The organism is Serratia sp. root2 (assembly GCF_031931805.1).
GTDB lineage: Bacteria > Pseudomonadota > Gammaproteobacteria > Enterobacterales > Enterobacteriaceae > Serratia > Serratia inhibens.
In genome coordinates, this window is record NZ_JAUJXB010000001.1 from 2621227 (window position 1) to 2639298 (window position 18072).

The following is an 18072-nucleotide window of genomic DNA, read 5'->3' on the forward strand; positions in this document are numbered from 1 at the left end:
TTATCGCTCTCCGCACATCAGCAATCCATCGTCGAATACGCTGCCCATCAGGATTTGTCCGTCGAACGGGGCCGCCACGCTGATCGCCGCCAGCGCCTGCCCGTGGCTCTGGTAAAAAATCTGTGAGCGCTCAACCGCGCCCTGCGGGCCTAACGCCAATCGCCAGACCAATGATGGCGAGCGCTCTTGCGCATCCTTTTGATAGGCGGATAATTTCAACAGTTTCGGATGCGCTGCCACCAACAGACCATCGCCCTCGGGCATGATATTGTCGACGCCGTGCAACCCGGTGAACCGCCCCAGCAAAACGGGTGACGCCTCACCCGGTCGCCATGCCCAACTGCTCACGGCGCCGCTGGTGGTTTCCGCCACATACAGTCGCTCCCGTTGCGGGTTGTAGTAAATGCCGTTGGCAAAGTGCAGCCCATCAAGCAGCGTATGCTCCCCCGCGTCGTCGACCAGCAAGACGCTGGCGAGAGGCAGGCGCAGATAGTCTTCCGCACGCCCAAGTCCCCCGGCATAGGCGTGGTCGCGCGTCAGCAGCCAACGGGATTGATCAATAACGCTGATGTCATTGATATTCTTGCCGACGCTGCGCGACAGCTCAGGCTGATAAACCAGCCGCATCACCGCCCGCTCAAAACGGAAGGTTTCGATGCGATCCCCCTGAGAGCCGTGGCTCACTGCATAAACCCACGTCTCTGCATCCTTTTGCCACACATCGATGCCATGCGGGTAAAACTCAGGCGGATAGTCGCCGGGCAAACGCAGGGGCGCTTGCCCCTGCTGGAGGTAATAGAGCGCGCCCGGCGCCTTATCGTGGCGATTCAGGCTGCTGGCCAGCGCGCCCCCCTCCTTCAGCGGCGCGATATCCTCCGCCCCGCTGATCCCCGAGATTTTTCGGCATTGCTGCAGGTTAATATCCTGAACGCGGTAGAACGCGCCTGCGTCAAACAGCAGATTGATTACATACGCCAGCACAGCGACAGCCAGTGCTATACCCATCAACTTTTTCATCATGCTTCCACGGCAACCGGTGAATAAAACTGCTGATTTATGGTGCTCACACCTTGCTCGGCCAGAACCGCGATCGCAGCCAGATACTGCTCCAGCAGCGCTGAAGCGGCTTTCTCGGTGAAATAGCGCGCTTGATAATCAAGTTCAATCGACAGCCCATCGGCCATTTCCACCACGTTCATCATCAAGGGGAATTCGACCGCGTTGACCGGCAACATTGACAGGCTGGCCTGCCATTGGCGCATTTCCGCCAACGGCGCGGGCGGCTCGACATTGAACGTGGCAAGCAGAGGCAGAGGCGCCTGCTCGCCATGGAAACAGCGGGACGGCAATGCCGGCGCGTCACGCTGCGCCAGTACCGCCTGATGCACCTTAACGACAAATTCAGGCCACGAAGCGCTCTCGGCACTGTTGAAGCACAACGGCAACAGGCTGACGCATTGGCCGACCAGCCCTTCGCTGTTCTCGAAGTCACGCCCGGCATCCGGCACGGCGACCGGCAACAGAGAGCCGCCAATGAACTTCTCGAGCGTCGAGACAAACAGCGCGTTCAACATCACAAAGCGGGTCGTGCGCAGTTCCGCGGCAACTTTACGCAGTTGGGCCGACAAGTTCGGGTAAGCCAGGATCTGTTTCAAACGCCGGCCTTGGTACGGCGCGACTTGCAAAACCACCGGCAGCGCATTGGCGGGATCAAAACGATGCGGTGGTATAGCGGCCAGCCGCAGAGCAACCTCTGCGTCATTGGCCTTCTTTTCAGCACGCATAAAGCGCTGATAGCTCGGCGCCGCCGACAGCTCAGGGCAAAACCCTGCCGCCAGCGCATCGTAGATATGCAGCAGTTCACGCAGCATCACCATGAATGACCAGCCATCCGCCACCGTATGGTGCGCCGTCAACGCCAGGGCCGTTTGGCCGGGCTGGCTCAGCAACAAGACGCGCGCCAGCGGCGCTGCCGTCAATGCGAAGGGTTTTGCGGCAAACTCGGCCAGCCTTGCGGCAACATCTGCCGACTCGTTGCGTTCTTCAATAAAATCGACGGTGATCCCGCCCGGAACCACCCGCAACTCCCCCGCGTCATTGAACTGCATACGCAAGGAATCATGACGTTCGCTCAGCAGCGCCCAGGCTTCGGCCAGAAGTGAGCCCTCGATTACACGCGCCGTTTCCACCACGCAGCCAATGTTGCCCGCGCACAGCCCGCTTTCGTCTTTGGCGGCCAGCAGCATAAAGCGCTGCTGGCTGTCGGCGGCCGGGTAAGGCGTATCGGGGTGCAAACCGGCATCACCGAAGAAACCGTCGACGCGCATGGCATTAACGCTCTCTTTTACCGCCGCGATAAAGTGCTCGATGTCTTGCGAAGAGTGTGCGGTGGACACGAAGCAGTTGCGGCCTTCCCAAATAAAGATGCCGCGCAGCATCAGGTGGTGGAACAGAATGTCGTAGTTACCGCTGAATTTGAAACGGAACAAACTGCCCGCCGAGACGATTTCGATCGGCGTGCCGGTCGTGGCAAACCAGGTATTGAGCGTCTGCGCGAGGTAATGCGTCTTTTGGTTGATGTCGTCATACAGCCCGGGGTGGCTCTTGATATAATCGAGCACCGCTTTGCTGGCCGCCATGGTCAGAGGATGTTTTGAGAAGGTCCCGGCAAAGAAAATCAGTTCGGATTGCGGCCAGGACTCATCGCCGTATTGCCAGAAACCGCCATCAATACTGTCCATAAAGCGCGCCGAACCCGCAATGGCGCCTATCGGCATGCCGCCGCCGACAATCTTGCCGTAGGTGGCAATATCGGCCTGGACACCGTAATACGCCTGAGCGCCGCCGGCAGCCAGGCGGAAACCGGTAATCACTTCATCGAACATCAAGGCGATATTGCGCTCGGCCGTCAGCTTACGCAGCGCATGCAAATAGTCGCGCGGCTGATGATCGGGATAGCGGCTTTGTATCGGCTCCACGATGACCGCAGCCAGTTGATCGGCATAGTGGGCGATCAAAGCCAGGCTCTCTTCGCTGCCGTAGTCGAGCACCAGCAGATCCTCGACCAGAGACGCCGTCGTCCCTGCGGCAATCGGCACTGCCCGCTCCGGCGTTTCGCCCCCCTGTTGGCGCCCCAGAATGCCATCGAAAACGCCGTGATAAGAGCCACTGAACAACGCCACTTTATTCTTGCCCGTTACGGCGCGCGCCAGGCGCACCGCGCTCATGACGGCTTCAGAACCGGAGTTACAGAAAGCCACGCGCTGCTGGCCCGTCAGTTCCGCTATCAATGTCGCAACCTCGCCGGCCAGAGCGCTCTGCGGCCCGATTTGCATGCCTTGCGCCAGCTGTGCGGCAACGGCCTGTTGCACACACTCCGGTGCATGCCCCAACAGGTTGGCGCCGAACCCCATGGTGAAATCAACGTACTCGTTACCGTCGGTATCCCAAATGCGGGAACCTTGCGAACGTACGCCCACCAGGGGATACAGCATTTCCTTGGTGGATAAACGAAAACCCGCCGATGCCCGGTTATCTGCCAGCACAGCGCGGTACTGCTGCGCATTGTGCTTGGAGCCGGCAGTTTTGCTGACAAACTGCTGCGTCAACTGTTGTATGTGTTTATCGCGCTCGGCCCCTAATGAGGTCTTCTTGGTTTCCTTTTTAAACCAGCTACTGTGGGCGCCGGCTTTGGCCGGTGCAGCGGTGCCCACCACGTTATTCGCCACGGCCGGTGCAGGAAGTGCCTCTACCGGCGCGCTTGCCGGTACCGAAGGCAACGCGGGTGCTGAAAGCGGTTGAGCATGGCCGCCGCCTAACAGGCGCAACTGTTGCGACATCACCTCCAATTGCCGCGCAATCACCCCTTGCAACGCGGCCGGGGCCGCTGCCGGCATGGCCCATTCGTGTTCGAGCACGGTGGGCTGCACGGGTGCCGCCGCGGCTTCGGCTTGCGGCACTACCGTCACAACCCGGCTTTCACTGGCGACCGGTTCAGGCTCCGCCACTTGCGCACGCTCCACAACGTAATGGATCACCGCCTCCAGCGTGTTCAACTCTTCAAACAGCGATCTCAGCGGGATCACCACGCCATAGCGATCCTTGATGGTATTGATCGCATCCAGCAAGACCAGCGAATCGGCCCCCATTTCCAGGAAGGGCAGATCATCATCCAGCGTCTCAGGCGGTGCTCCCAAATACCCGGCAATGATCGCTTTGATTTCGGCGCGTAATTGATGTTGTTTTGACATAGCGTCCTCATATGAAGATGGTGGCAGCGTTGGCTTTTCATCGGCCAACCAATAGGTTTTCCGACAGAATTGGATGGCCGGCAGCGTCAACGCCTCGCGGCTTGTTGCGCGATACAGCCTGGACCAGTCGATGTCATGCCCTTGCTGCCACAACGAACCCAGCAGCGTCAGCAGTGATTGGTATTCATGGCGATGATCAGCGGCCGCCAAAATCGGTTGGCTGCGATCGGTGGCGGCGACAAACTTGCCCAGCGAACTGTCGGCGCTCAGATCCACAAAGGTGTATTTCCCGTCCTCCCGCAGCGCCTGTATGCCTTGCAGGAAATGAACGGGCTGCCGGATTTGTTGGCTCCAGTAGTCGGCATCGGTATACCGACGCGGCAACGCGTCCAGATTGCTGTAGAAAGGGATATTCCCCTCAGCAAAATCAATATGCTGCGTCAACCAGAGGCGATACGCCGGCAAGATGGGATCCATCAGGTGAGAATGGAATGCGTTGGTGGTTTTGATCCGTCTGGCATGGCCGCCTTGCGCTGAAATCGCCTGCAGGCAGGCATCAATCGCCGGCGAACTGCCGGTGATGGTGGTCAGCGTCGGCGTATTGAACGCGGCAATATCAATATCGTCGGCCCAGGGGGCGATACAGCGGCGAACCTCGTTTTCGCCGCTGAACACCACCGCCATCGCGCCCTGCTGCTCCAGGTTGCTCATCAGGAGTGCGCGCTGATGAACCATCGCCAGCCCTTGATCCAGCGAAATCTGGCCTGCAATCACCGCAGCGCAATACTCGCCCAGACTATGGCCAATCACCGCCGCCGGGCGTAGCCCGAACTGCAACAAGCTGTCCGCCGTGGCATAGCTGCAGGCAAACAGAGCCAGTTGGCAGGTTTTGGCGCAATGCTGCCAACTGTCGTCCTGCGTATCCAGCACTTGCCGAATATCAATGTGATACCGTTCCTGAACCACCTCAGCCAAACTATCGAAACGCGTGCGGTAGTGCGGCAGATGCTGGTATAAGGCCGCCCCCATACCGATTTGCTGCGTTCCCTGCCCAGGGAAGAGCCAGACCTGCGGGCGCGGTTTCTCCACTTTATTCGCGGTGAGTTGCGCCAGGTTTTCCGCCAATTGCCTGCGGTTGGCGCCAAAAGCAAACCCACGATAGCGCGGGTGGTCATAACGGGTATTGACCAGGCGACACCAGGCCGGGACGTCAACGTCGTGTTGCATTTGCAAGGTGTGATAAATGCCGTCACGCTGCGCGCTGAACCCCTGTTCTTCGTGCGAGGCCACCAGCAGCAGCGCCAGCGGCTGGGCCGCCTCATCGCGCTTCGCGGCCTGCGGACAATCACGCAGTATCACGTGGCTGTTCGTCCCGCCGAAACCAAAGCTGCTGACGCCGGCATAACGTTGCCCCGCAGCAGATTCCCAGGCACAGGAGTGACTGCCCGCTACCGCCACCCGACGGCTAATGGCGGCGATATGCGGATTTTTTTGCTGGAAATTCAAATGGGGCACGCGCTGTTGGTTATGCAACATCAACGCGCTCTTCACCACCCCAAGCACGCCGGCGGCGGCTTCAAGATGGCCAATATTGGTCTTGACGGATCCCACCTGAACCGGTGCCGGTTGGCTACGCTCGGCAAACACCGCTTCCAGCGCCTGATACTCGATCAGGTCACCCAGCGCAGTGCCGGTGCCATGCGCCTCCACATAGTCGATGTGATTGCTGTCGATGCCGGCCTCGGCCAGCGCCCGTGCGATCACCGCCTGCTGCGATGGGCCGTTGGGCGCCGTGATGCCGTTGCTGCGGCCATCCTGATTGATGGCGCTGGCAACCAAGGTGGCATAAACCCGGTCGCCGTCGGCCAATGCCTGCGCCAGGGGTTTCAAAACAACGATGCCGCACCCCTCGCCACGCACATAGCCATCGGCGCGCGCGTCAAAGGTTTTGCACTGGCCGTCCGGCGCCAACATCTGCGCCTCGGTGAAGACCTTTTGCAAATGCGGCGTCAGCGCCAGATTCACGCCGCCGGCAATGGCCAGCGAACTGCGCCCCGATCGCAGGCTTTGCATGGCCCCGTCGATGGCCACCAGCGACGATGAGCAGGCAGTATCTATGGCGATACTGGGCCCTTTAAAATCATAAAGATAAGATATTCGATTGGCGGCAATGCTGTGCGCATTACCCAACCCGCTATAAGCGGAAACCCGGTCGCCCGAGACCAGGGCATAATCGCTGGCGCTGATGCCGATAAACACCGCGGTATCGCTTCCCCGCAGTGCCGAAGCCTGTAACCCCGCATCGGTCAGTGCCTGTTGCACGGTTTCCAGCAGCAGACGATGCTGCGGATCGATATACTCCGCCTCGCGCGGCGAAATACCGAAGTAACCGGCGTCAAAATCGCTCACGCGAGCAAAAAAGCTGCCCTTGCGGTTAAAACCGCTGAGTGCAGAGTCGGCCCAACGATGAGCCGGTATTTCACCCGTGGTACTTTGCCCCTGTTGCAACATCGACCATAGCGCCTGCACACCACTGTGGCCTGGCAGTTCAACCCCCATGCCAATCACGGCGATATCCTGGCCGGCCACTGCCGCCGCGGGTGCTTCCGGTCGCTCAGCGGGTTGCAACAGGCCCGCAGCCAGTTTATTGATCGTCGGATAATCGTAAATCAGCGCCGGCGACAGCTCACGCCCCAAATGTTGTTCCAACTCGCCGATCACGCCAACGGCCTGTAACGAGTTCAGACCAAAGGCGGCAAAGGCCTCATCCCACTGCTGCTCACCGACGGTGCCGTTGATCGCGGTGCCGATGATGCCGGCGATGAGCGACGCCAGGGCAGGTACGCTGTGTGGGGTAACATCGGCAGCCTGGGCAGACGGTAGCTGTACGGCCCTGCTACGCCATTGCACCGCCAGCGCATTTTGCCGGTACATCTCTCTGGCGCGGGTACGCTGCAATTTGCCGCTGGTAGTACGTGGAATGCCCCGGCGGCCGACCCACACCCATTCTCCCAGGGTAATGCCGTGCCGCTCGGCCACCACGGCATTCAAACGCCGGTTCAACGCAGCGGTATCCAGGGTCTCTTTGAGACGCTCCGGGATCTCCAGCAAAGCGACCGCTTGTTCCGTTTCGGCAATCTCGGTGGCGAAGACGCAAACGGTTGCGTCTGCCAGCAAAATATCTGCTCCCCTGATGGTTTCCTCGATGTCCGTCGGGTAATGGTTTTGCCCATTGACGATCAACAGCTCTTTCACACGCCCGGTGACGTACAGCGCCCCCGCTTGCAGGAAACCCAGATCGCCGCTGCGTAGCCAATGCACCGGATCAGATTGGATATGCGCCTGGAAGGTCGCTTCCGTCGCCGCCGGGTTATTCCAATAGCCGGCCGCAATGCTGGGCCCACGTAACCAGATCTCGCCGGTTTGCCCGGCCGCAAGCGGTTGCAGAGTGTCGGGATCGACAATGCGTACATCTGTGCCGGGCAACGCTTCGCCACAGTTGACGACATCCCCCGTCTTTTCTTCGGCGACCGCCATCCCCTGCCCTTTCTCCCTGCCGGTAACAATCAGCGTGGTTTCCGCCATGCCATAGCAGGGTAAAAACGCCTGCCCGCGGAAACCGGCCGGGGCAAAGTGTTCACTGAACTCGCGCAACGTGGCTGGGCGAATAGGCTCCGCACCGCAAAACGCCACATCCCAACGGGAGAGATCCAGCCCTTCGGCCTGCTGCGGGCTGATTTTACGGACGCAGAGATCGTAGGCGAAATTAGGGCCGCCCGAGGTCGTCGCACGGTACTCCGACACCTGCTTTAGCCAGTTAAGCGGGTTTTTCATCAGCATCATCGGCGACATCACCCGGCAAGGGAATGCCCCGAATACCGGCTGAAGCAGACCGCCGATAAGCCCCATATCATGGAAATGCGGCAGCCATATCATGCCGCGGCTTTCATGGTGGTGACCGAAATAGTGATGAATGGCCTGAGAATTGGCCCACAGGTTGCCATGAGTGACCATGACCCCCTTTGGCGCACCGGTTGAACCCGAGGTGTATTGTAAAAAAGCCAGATCGTCATCGCTAACCGGTGCAGGACTAAACTCCCCTGAAAAATGGTTATCGAGATGCTGTAGGCGATATCCCGCCGGCAATGCCACGGCGGGCAGTTGATCAAAGGTAAAAATTAACGGCGCTAGCGGTAAGCTGAGCGATATTAAGGTTTCAGCGCCTTTCCCTGTGGTGACGATAAATTCCGTTTGCGCATTGCGTAAAACCCCACTGAAACGTTCCCACGCACTTCCTGAGGCTTTGGCCGGCATAGGAACAGGAACGGCAATCATGCCGGCATAAAGACACCCGAAAAAAGCGCCAATAAAATCTTCGCCATCGGGATAAAGTAAAATAACCCTGTCGCCCCGATGACCGTATTGCTGAAGTGCGCTGGCCAGCGATGCGGCACGCTGATGCAATTGTCTGTAGCTTTGGCTATTTATTTCTTTGGCACTTCGAAAAAACTCAAATGCCGTCTTGTCGGTATGTCGAACAGCAAGCTCGGGCAATAGTTGGTTGAAGGAATTAAATCCCCTGTTAAACAACTGATGAGACGGCATAATGATTAGCTCTTTATTCTCAATATAAAATATGAAAAGTTAAATTATCCCGAAATTATTTTGCGGCACGGCCGGCAAGCAGATCGTTGCAGAAGTCATTCCATACCTTCAGCCACAGATCTACGCGTTGTACCATTTCCTCAAAACGATCTTCCGTTATCGCCTGGCAGAATAAAATCCAGGCATCTTCAGAGTGGCCGTCTTCAATCGACTCTCCGGTTTCCGTTTCTACGTGAATGCTGTGATAACCGCGGGAGACGTCGATGTCGGTCGCCACGTCCACGCTCTTCGCCCAAGGCGTCGCAAAATCATGGAACACCGTTTCCGCAACGGCCAGCAGCGCTACCAGCTGCGGGTAATCGCCGTAGGCATTTTCAAACGTCGCACGGCAAGCCACAGAGCTGGACATCGGCATCCAGGCTTTCACCTCGTCCTCGCTCATGCCCAGCTGTTCAATGGTATTGAAGAATTGCACATAGTGCGCCAACGCAGGCTGCCCGTTGTAGCTGCCGTCGCTGCCGGTCCCCGGGTGGAAGCCCAGTTCGTCCAGCAGGTTAATCTGCAGCAGGAAACGCGCGGCCATTTTTGCCCGGGCACCCAGGCGGCCTTCCAGCTGTTTGGCCGAGCTCAGCGCTTCGATCACCGCATCGGTAAAGACCTGGGCAAAAGCATGATAAAACTCCAGATGGAATACTTTCATCTGGTTGAGATTAAATTCACCGCTATTCATTTTTGACAAAATAGGGTTTGTCATCAAAGGATGCGATTCAACGCGATCAATTAATATCTTTGCGAACTTATGATTACGCTGATAGTTATTCTTTTCTACCGTTGCAGCAATAGCGTCTCTGCCGAGTTGGCGCGCACTCAGTAACTTTTCCATGATTAGCATCTCAATATAAAGATCAGGATTGATAGATTACAGGGCGGATACCCTGCCTACTGCCATAACAACTAATGCAAACATCCCACAACTAAAAGGAATAACCTGAATATATTTGAAAGGTAAGTAAAAACAGGCGGCAATCAGTAATACAGGGATACCCACGGAAAGAATGACCATGCATATCGCCGCATAATACTTGTAAACGTACGGAACCTGTAAGGTGTCAATGCTCATGCCATAAAGCATTGATATCAAGGGCAGCATGATAAAAGCGATATGCGCCAGTCTCAGCATCCTGCGGTTTAAATCGGTGTAATTTTCGTGCCCTTTAGGTGCCCGAAACGGCCCCTTAAAGGCATACATCCCCATTAAGCCTCCCATCATAATACCCACCACAATACCGCTCCAACCAAAGGCAATCAGCATCTCACCGAGATTAGCCACTTTATTTCTCCTGATTATTATCACCACATAGACAAGGTGCTTACGTAATCGCAAGCACCTTTATAAAAAACATTTATTTGAATAACGTTAACTCGATAAATTTATAAAGCAGTGTAATTAAAAGTCTGTAAATACTTTAACCTTGGAATAATGAATCGGCTGTTCAAATCCCGGCATTCTGATACCGTCCATGTCGATCTCAACCTCGGCCTCATCCATGCCATGCTGCCCAAAAAGATAGATAACCTTCAGTTCGCCGCGTGAGGCCGCCGTATCATAAGCCGCCACCTGTTGCTGTACCTGCCGCCTACGCTGCTGGTAGTCGGCAAAGGCCTGTTCGCCGTGCCGTTTGCGCAACCACTGCACCGTCAGTTGCGGCGAGTAGACCACGCCGGTGGCATTGTTTCCGCCAAACCCTTTCGAGTTGATAAAAGCGATCTGTGCCTGTTCAGCAGACAAAGGCCGATCCTGAGTCGGGATCAGTAAGCGTGCGTCATTCACCTCCGGCGATACCTGAGACAGGCTCTTGATTCCCGGCAAGATGCCGTACTTGAAGGTGCCCAAACAACTCATCAACTGATCGCCACTCGCCGGCCCTAATGAGTGCCCCAGATAGGATTTCACCGCCGTGACGGGCCATTCGTCAATGGAAAAGGCTTCGGCGACGCGGTCAAAGATCTCGGCTTCAGACACGCAGTTTTTTGGCGTGCTGGAACCGTGCGCCTGTATAAAAGAACCTTTTTGTACGCATTCCAACCCGGCCATCGTGACGGCAGAGGCGACAGCCTTCGCCATGGTGATGTAATTGCCCGGCCCCGGCGAGGCGATAGAGCGTTTATAACCGTCGGCGTTGATGAAAACATCGCTCACCGAACCGTGGATCTCCGCCCCCAGCTGCAACGCCAGCTCATCATCCATCAGCACAATATATTGGCTGGACTCGGCAATCACAAAACCGCAGCTGTTGCCGAACGGGCGGCTGCTGTTGCGCCAGTCTGCCGTTTCGGTTCCATCGATACGTTTGAGCTTGCTCTCCGTCGCCAGCGCCCCCATCGCATCAAAGCCCTCGATCACTTCCGAGGTGATCGGCGCCTCCGCGCTCCCTACGATGGCCACGCGGATCCTGCCCGCCTTGATATCTTCCGCTGCGGCATTCAGGTTGTAGAGAAAGGTGGCGCAAGCGCCCAAGGTAGCGCTGGTGTGCCCCACACTGCCCAATACATAGGCATTCAAAAAATCGGCGCACATGCTGTTCAGGCCCAGCGGGCACTGTTTGGCGCTGACGCGGTGGCCCTTCAGACGCGATTGCAGCATACCGCCAAACCCCTGGTCGTCGAGCTGCCCCAGAATATTGCCGGAATACACCCCCAACTGGTCTGGCGCAATCGCCGCCCGGACTTCGTTCCACGGGATCCCCAGGGCATTAATGGCATCGGAAGCCGCGACGATAGCCATCTGCAACGCACGGGGATGAAACTGCGAGCTGTAATGGTCACCCGGCCTGAATCCCTGCGGCAACTGGCCGGCGGCTTGCGCTTCCGTACGCAAGGTAACGTCAATTTTGCAATCCATCTCGCCCCGAACGGTAATGCGCACCAGATCGTCCGTGAGCGGTTCAGCCCGCCATCCTTGCGGCAAAGGCTGGGGCACCTGCCGGCTGGGTATATTAAAACTCAAAGGTTCGGCACCCGCCGCCATATTCAATTTGGCATGGCTGGCCACGGCATCGACGTCAAAATACTCTTTGGCGATCTTTCTGATCAATGTGCCTTGCAACACGGCTTCTTTTATTTCAGCCGCGGCCTGTGCGACTGAGCGTATATTCCCTTCCGCGTTACGGTAGCCGCCATCCTGATATTTAAGCAATCCCATCAGCACGGCTAATGATAATAGCGTCTCTTGCTGCTGGTCCTCCGGCAAAGCGTCCATGACCATGCGACGAAACGCGTGGTGCGAAGAGCTCCGACCTGCGGGCCCGTAGCCACCGAATGCGGTTATGACAGGTAACTTGACCATAGCGTATCCTAGCCTTTCTGCGGCATCGTTATGCCTTCACTTACTTTAGATAATTTACAGATATCAGTTTACAAAGCGTGGACAAAAGCTATTATGAAAATCCGGCCAAAATGCAGACTTTTTTGGCCAAGACAGGTGTAGCAGTAATAATCCAATAATAAATCAGGTATTGATTGGAAAATGATAAATACAAAGATAGGATTTGTATTGTGTGAGCACATGCTGAGTTCCGGCCTCAGCCTGCCAATAGAAATGTGGAAAGCAGCAACGAGCAGTTATTTCGCAGAACAAAGAAACAATCAGAAAAATCAAGATAAATACGCACTTACCTTATGTAAACCCGAAAACATCCTCAGTATTAGCACGATCAGTATTAATAAAAATCCTATACCGACACACAGCGGTTTTAGCCTGATTGCCGATGACGTACTGGAAGACGATGCCGATTACGATATCATCTATCTGCCCGCCATCTGGCGCAATCCGCGCCCTATCGTAAGACAAAACACGGCCATCACCCGGTGGCTGACAATACAGGCGGCAAAAGGCACAAGGATAGCCGCCGTCGGGACCGGTTGCTGCTTCCTGGCGGAAGCCCGGTTACTGGATGACCAACCGGCCACCACCCACTGGCACTATTTCGAACAGTTCGCACATGATTATCCCGAGGTCAATTTAAAAACAAAATACTTCATCACCCAGTCCGAGAATATTTTCTGTGCAGCCAGCGTTAAGGCCCTTTCCGACCTCACCATTCATTTTATTGAGACCACCTACGGTAAAAAAGTGGCAAACCATACGCAACGGACTTTCTTCCACGAGATCCGCAGCCACTTTGAACGCCTGTGTTACCGAGAAGAAAATAAGCCTCATCCTGACGAGGATATTATCCAGATCCAAACCTGGATAAAGGAAAATTGCACGACAGACTTACCGATGCAGAAACTCGCCGATATGGTAGGCATGAGTTTGCGCAACTTTAACCGCCGCTTCAAAAATGCGACCGATATTTCGCCCTTGCAATATCTATTAAAAGTTCGGATTGAGTCCGCAATCAATATGTTACAAACGACCAATTTGAGTATTCAAGAAATTGCCGTTCTGGTGGGGTATCAGGATATTGCGCACTTTAATCGCCAGTTCAAACGCATCTCCAGCGTTTCGCCCGGCGATTATCGCAAAACCGTTCGCGCCAAGATGTTCCGTACTGAACAATCCATCTCCGAGACTGAATCAGGGCTTTAACCTGACGGGGCCCCGCAAGGGGCCCCAATCGCCTCTCATGCTCAATCAGTCAGCTTTTGCCGGGCGTTCGCTCAATGGCAAGCGCCACAGGTCGTAACGCTCTTCACCCCGTTTAACGGTTCCCGCAAAGTGGTCATTCAAACTGCTCGAGGTAAAGATAAGATCCCCTCCTGGCTGGATAGCAGGCGTGTCTGGCCAGCGTACGCCCTCGTCAGCGGCGAGCAGCGACATCGCCCCGCTCTTGGGATCAAACTTCACGATGCCATTGCGGGTGACGTCGGTAATGTAAAGGTTGCCGACGGCGTCGGTCACGATGCCATCGGTATTACCGCCTACGGAGCCAAGATCCTGGATTTTTGCGGCAATCTGTTCATCTGTGGCTACAGTGTTGCGCAAAATCTCGGTCGGCACCGCATGAGCGTGCGTGCCTGTCGTTACTGTCCAATACAGCGTGCGGCCGTCCGGCGACAAGGCGATGCCGTTAATGCCAATCAGTAACGGGTTACCCGGCCAAACGTCTGCGCCATGCGCAATGACCTTCACGCCCGCCTCAACCTGCAGGCTCGCGTGCCGGTCGAGTACCCGGCGGGCATTGCCGGTGGCGAAATCCACCACGATCAACCCGACCTTATTGTTCGGTGCGCTGCGCGAACCGCTGTCGGAGATATAGGCGACGCGACGGCGCTCATCGACGACAATATCATTCAGGAAACTGCCCTTGCGGTCGGCCACGCCATCCAGGCCGATGCGCTTGATCGTTCGGCCGGACGTCAGATCCAGCACCAGTACCTTCTGCGAGCCGGCCGGAGCCTCGGCTTCGCCGGCGACGAAGCCCATGTCCAGTGCCCACAACCAGCCGTTCTCGCGATCGACATAAAAGCCCAGCACATTACGCAGGTTTTGTTCCGGCGCGGCATTCACGGCGTTGCCTTCGCGGGACGGGAATGCCACCAAGTGCGCAGGCCCGGACGTGGTGCGGGTGTCCAGAATGCTCAATGTGGCAGGTGCAGCGGCGGACACCAGGCGCGGCGTACTCACGAACGCGGTGCCTTGCTTATCGAAATGAATACCGGCGATAGGCGCGTTGACCGAGCCGGAAAAAGCAGCCGGATCTTTGCCACCTTTGGGTGATTCCCAACTCACGCCGGTATAGCTGCGCCAGCGTTCGAGGGGTGGTGAATCCGCCGCTATCGCCGCGTTTTCGAAAGACAGCAGAGCCACTATGGCCATGGCGGAAAGACGAAAGAAATGTTTGGGCATAAACGTGCTCCGTTGAATGTAAGGAAAAGCGGTGAATGGGGGTTCAGGCGTTTTTGGCGAGGCTGTAGCAAATTCCCCCCTTTGATAAGGAACAGGAAAATTGTATTCATAACTCTCAGGGTGATAAATTGGCTTAATGGACAAAGATTTGTTCTTTAGAGGATAAGATGAGCCGTAAATTTGACTACCTTGGGGATGTAGAAGCTTTCATTGCGGTGATCGAGAAAGGTTCTTTCACTGCGGGAGCCGTGGCGCTTTCTACCACGGCTTCCGTACTGAGCCGGGCCGTTTCCCGCCTTGAAACGCGCCTGGGGCGACAATTGCTGCATCGAACCACCCGCCACCTGGGCCTGACCGAAGCCGGGCGGCTCTACCTGGAGCAGGCGCGATCGGCATTTCAGCAGCTTGACGACGCCGGGCGCGAGATCCAGGGGCTGGAAGGCGAACTGACCGGCCGTGTGCGGATAAGCGTGCCCACTACTTATGGGCACTACCGTCTACCACCGCTGCTGGCGCGCTTTGCCCAGCAGTACCCGCAAGTCCGGGTGGAGTTGAATATCACCAATCGCAATGTCGATTTGGTCGCGGAGGGTTTTGATCTCGCCATCCGCCTTGGCGACTTGCCCGACAGCGGCCTGGTCGCGCGAAAGCTCGAGGATGCGGCGTTGCTTTTGGTCGCCTCACCCAGCTACCTCAATCGCGCCGGTACACCCAAGACATTGGAAGAATTGGAGCGGCATATGTGCCTGCCGTTCGTCATGCCGCGCACCGGCCGGCTCGCGCCATGGGTGTTTCGCGACGGTGAGCGTGATGTTGACTGGCTGCCCAGCTCATCCATCGAAATTTCAGATGACGTATTGGGCGTGGTGTCCCTGGCCGAACAGGGTATCGGCATTTGCCAGAGCTATGAATTTATCGTTCATGATCGAATGGAAAACGGCCGGTTGGTAGAAATACTGCCGCATTTGCGCGGCCGTTCACGGCCTTTTTCGGTGGTATACGCACCGCATCGCCGCCAATCGCCGGCAACACGAGCGATGATCGAACTGCTGTGTTTATAGGGGAGTTGGGGGTAGTTAGGGGGGAACGGTCTATAAGATCGAGGATGTTCCACCAGTTTATCGATAGTCTCCTGCATGCCCGATTTAAGCATGGTGATGCTCTGATGTTCGGTAAATCGGGCTTTGCGCATGGCGATCTGCTCAGGAGACATAGTCAGGAATGTCGGAAGAGATCTAAAAGTGAATGGTTCGTTTTGACGGGATGCTTACAGCGGAACTGCGGCCATTGAATAGCACCGGCCTTTCAGGTGAACCGATGATCTCCCCGTCTCGTATGATGTATGCCCCACACTGCCAGCCCGTAGCCTACGACACGCGCCAGATTTCACGGGGGCCACCACAGTCATCTCACCACCTCCGTCCCCGCCGTTCTGCATAACGGCCAGTTGGAGATTTTTGTTTATGTAGTGTCTATTAGTGATTTTAAGGCAATAAAAAAGGCCGCTTAAGCGACCTTATGTTGATATAGAAACGTTATATCTTGATATTGTTTTCATAGAGGAAATCTACAACAACAGCAAACCTGTCAGAGTAATCTTCCGCCAATTTTTCAAGCCTGCTTGGATTAACTTTACCTGCGTGAAAATCAACAATATGCTGATGGACCTCTTCCTGATCCATCGTTTGATTGTCATTAATTGAAATTGTTTCTTTTACTGCCTTGTAGAATCGCTCATCATCTTTTGGATGCCCGGTATCCCAAGTTGAGACTTTCAACCATTTATTAAGTGGTGATAAATCAGCCATAGTATTCTCCTTGTTAAGAGTGTTGAGAATACCACATTGGTGTCGAGTATTTATTGGCCAGAAAATACTAGATCAACCACGCAATCGCGTCGGAACTAGCATTCCTAGTGGCTGACTTCCACCCAGCTCTGTCAGTGCATAAACCATAGCATCAAGCCTGTCAGGAGACTTTTTGGCTGTTGCTGGGACATATTCCATTTATTGGTTTTCCAAAACATAGAGGTTTCCCTTTATGTGCTACTCGGCCCTGCTCGTACAATGCAGATATTGGCTCGGCTCGAGCGTATTTCCCTTTGCTTGCATGAACTCTGATGATGCGGCCTTTGAACCCCGCATTTTTCAGTGCGTCCTCTGCCATATCGCTGCCCTGGTTGGTTTCGATGACGACCGCATCAGCCTCATGTTCGTCATAAGCGAACATCATCTTTTTAGCCCAGCCAGCCGGAGAGTATTTCCCTCTGTAATCAGCATCGACTGAGTACCGTTTTTTGTCTCTGGTTCCATAAACACTGGCAACTACAATCCCAGATTCATCACTCTCGTCGCTGTTCGTCGCCTGTGGGTCAATAGCAACCACACTGCGCGCTTTATCGAAACGGATCTGCAGGTCAAGAGCTGCAATGAAAAGCTCAATGAGGCAACTGCTCAGACTAAGAAAGCATGTGTGAAACGACAGTTACATAGAAAAACATCCCACCTCACAACATTGCCAAATGGTTGTATAACTATATGTGGTATGTTCCCAAAAAAACAAAGCAATAACGAGTACTGGAGTAAGGTTAATGAATGATAAAAAGCCCCGCGACCCTCGGGATAGAGAAGTCCCTCAACAGCCCAAAAATCCGGAACCTAATCCTAATAATGGAGATGTTGAGAAACGGCACACAGATAGCGTACGCCCCGTCCGTCCGAGTCAAAAATAACTATCGGAGCCAGTCATGGAACGTTGGGAGATTGAACACTCTATCTTTCTATCTCATTACAAAGAAAAAATGTTCGGAACACTAATGGGCAGGCTAGATAAAACCATTAGTTTCACTCTTCTGTTGTCTGGCTCCGCTGTTTTTGCTGATCTCGGCAATAACAAATTTTTTGGTATTTTAGTTGCTTGCCTATCAGCATTGTCTTTTATCGGTGAGTTTGGGAAAAAATCCGCAAGCGCAATAAAACATTCCAAAGAATATCATGATCTTATGATCAAGAGAGACAATTACGAAGATGTCAAAAGTTTAGAAAAGGTTTTTATTGACCTAAATAAAAATGACTCCATTGTATGGAATAGCCTTTCAGTAGCAGCGAGGAATCGAACTTACCTTGCGTTGTATGGAGTAGATAAAGCACCAACAAAAGAAAAATACTCGGTATTTGAGGCTCTCGTCTCATGGCTGGCTGGTGATAAGCCTTAGCACATCGCCAATACAGATAGGATCAGCGTGCGATTACATAACAACAACTGTCTAATTTTAGAAAGTTATTGCCATCTATGAGGTGCTATTTTCTTCCACTGATATGTCGGTTAGTTCATCCTCTGCCGATGCCGCTCCTTCGTTGCCAATGT

At 55.0% G+C, this 18072-nt stretch carries 10 protein-coding genes and 1 pseudogene; 3 read left to right on the forward strand and 8 right to left on the reverse strand.

The window, feature by feature from the left end; all coding sequences use genetic code 11:
* The 5 genes from QZQ97_RS12170 to QZQ97_RS12190 all read right to left on the reverse strand — a co-directional run bounded on the left by QZQ97_RS12170 (position 1) and on the right by QZQ97_RS12190 (position 12201).
* Positions 1-1017, reverse strand: a complete 1017-nt coding sequence (locus QZQ97_RS12170; RefSeq protein WP_311993626.1) for an arylesterase — start codon at positions 1015-1017, stop codon at positions 1-3.
* The gene (locus tag QZQ97_RS12175; RefSeq protein ID WP_311993627.1) at positions 1017-8855 is read right to left on the reverse strand and encodes an aminotransferase class III-fold pyridoxal phosphate-dependent enzyme; all 7839 of its coding nucleotides are present in this window, start codon (positions 8853-8855) and stop codon (positions 1017-1019) included. The genes QZQ97_RS12170 and QZQ97_RS12175 overlap by 1 nt, the downstream gene beginning before the upstream one ends.
* A gap of 55 nt (positions 8856-8910) precedes the next feature.
* On the reverse strand, positions 8911-9609 hold the full coding sequence (locus tag QZQ97_RS12180; protein WP_311993628.1) for a hypothetical protein: 699 nt from the start codon (positions 9607-9609) through the stop codon (positions 8911-8913).
* Positions 9610-9774: 165 nt separating this feature from the next.
* Positions 9775-10185, reverse strand: coding sequence for a hypothetical protein (locus QZQ97_RS12185; RefSeq protein WP_311993629.1), 411 nt, complete (start codon positions 10183-10185; stop codon positions 9775-9777).
* A 117-nt stretch (positions 10186-10302) separates the two neighbouring features.
* Complete coding sequence (locus QZQ97_RS12190) at positions 10303-12201, reverse strand: beta-ketoacyl synthase (protein ID WP_311993630.1); 1899 nt, start codon at positions 12199-12201, stop codon at positions 10303-10305.
* Positions 12202-12420: 219 nt separating this feature from the next.
* On the opposite strand from QZQ97_RS12190, the gene QZQ97_RS12195 reads away from it, so the two are divergent.
* Positions 12421-13446 carry a GlxA family transcriptional regulator gene (locus tag QZQ97_RS12195; RefSeq protein WP_311993631.1) on the forward strand — a complete coding sequence of 342 codons (1026 nt, stop codon included), beginning with the start codon at positions 12421-12423 and terminating at the stop codon, positions 13444-13446.
* 45 nt (positions 13447-13491) lie between these two features.
* Here QZQ97_RS12195 and QZQ97_RS12200 read toward each other — a convergent pair whose 3' ends face one another.
* Positions 13492-14706, reverse strand: a complete 1215-nt coding sequence (locus QZQ97_RS12200) for an L-dopachrome tautomerase-related protein (protein WP_311993632.1) — start codon at positions 14704-14706, stop codon at positions 13492-13494.
* A 167-nt stretch (positions 14707-14873) separates the two neighbouring features.
* Here QZQ97_RS12200 and QZQ97_RS12205 point away from each other — a divergent pair, with 167 nt between their 5' ends.
* Positions 14874-15767, forward strand: a complete 894-nt coding sequence (locus QZQ97_RS12205; protein ID WP_311993633.1) for a LysR family transcriptional regulator — start codon at positions 14874-14876, stop codon at positions 15765-15767.
* Between the two features lie 474 nt (positions 15768-16241).
* Here QZQ97_RS12205 and QZQ97_RS12210 read toward each other — a convergent pair whose 3' ends face one another.
* Entirely contained in the window at positions 16242-16514 is a 273-nt protein-coding gene (locus QZQ97_RS12210; protein ID WP_311993634.1) for a hypothetical protein, read from the reverse strand.
* Between the two features lie 72 nt (positions 16515-16586).
* Positions 16587-17133, reverse strand: a pseudogene (locus QZQ97_RS12215) (phage terminase large subunit family protein); the annotation flags it as partial.
* Positions 17134-17452: 319 nt separating this feature from the next.
* Here QZQ97_RS12215 and QZQ97_RS12220 point away from each other — a divergent pair.
* Positions 17453-17920: a hypothetical protein gene (locus QZQ97_RS12220; protein ID WP_198640727.1), complete on the forward strand. Its 468-nt coding sequence runs from the start codon at positions 17453-17455 to the stop codon at positions 17918-17920.
* Positions 17921-18072: the final 152 nt, after the last annotated feature.

What these genes read in the sequence shown, in the direction of transcription:
- QZQ97_RS12170 (WP_311993626.1), bottom strand. Translation starts at nt 1,017, where the DNA reads ATGAAAAAGTTGATGGGTATAGCACTGGCTGTCGCTGTGCTGGCGTAT.
- QZQ97_RS12175 (WP_311993627.1), bottom strand. Translation starts at nt 8,855, where the DNA reads ATGCCGTCTCATCAGTTGTTTAACAGGGGATTTAATTCCTTCAACCAA.
- QZQ97_RS12180 (WP_311993628.1), bottom strand. Translation starts at nt 9,609, where the DNA reads ATGACAAACCCTATTTTGTCAAAAATGAATAGCGGTGAATTTAATCTC.
- QZQ97_RS12190 (WP_311993630.1), bottom strand. Translation starts at nt 12,201, where the DNA reads ATGGTCAAGTTACCTGTCATAACCGCATTCGGTGGCTACGGGCCCGCA.
- QZQ97_RS12195 (WP_311993631.1), top strand. Translation starts at nt 12,421, where the DNA reads ATGCTGAGTTCCGGCCTCAGCCTGCCAATAGAAATGTGGAAAGCAGCA.
- QZQ97_RS12200 (WP_311993632.1), bottom strand. Translation starts at nt 14,706, where the DNA reads ATGCCCAAACATTTCTTTCGTCTTTCCGCCATGGCCATAGTGGCTCTG.
- QZQ97_RS12205 (WP_311993633.1), top strand. Translation starts at nt 14,874, where the DNA reads ATGAGCCGTAAATTTGACTACCTTGGGGATGTAGAAGCTTTCATTGCG.
- QZQ97_RS12210 (WP_311993634.1), bottom strand. Translation starts at nt 16,514, where the DNA reads ATGGCTGATTTATCACCACTTAATAAATGGTTGAAAGTCTCAACTTGG.
- QZQ97_RS12220 (WP_198640727.1), top strand. Translation starts at nt 17,453, where the DNA reads ATGGAACGTTGGGAGATTGAACACTCTATCTTTCTATCTCATTACAAA.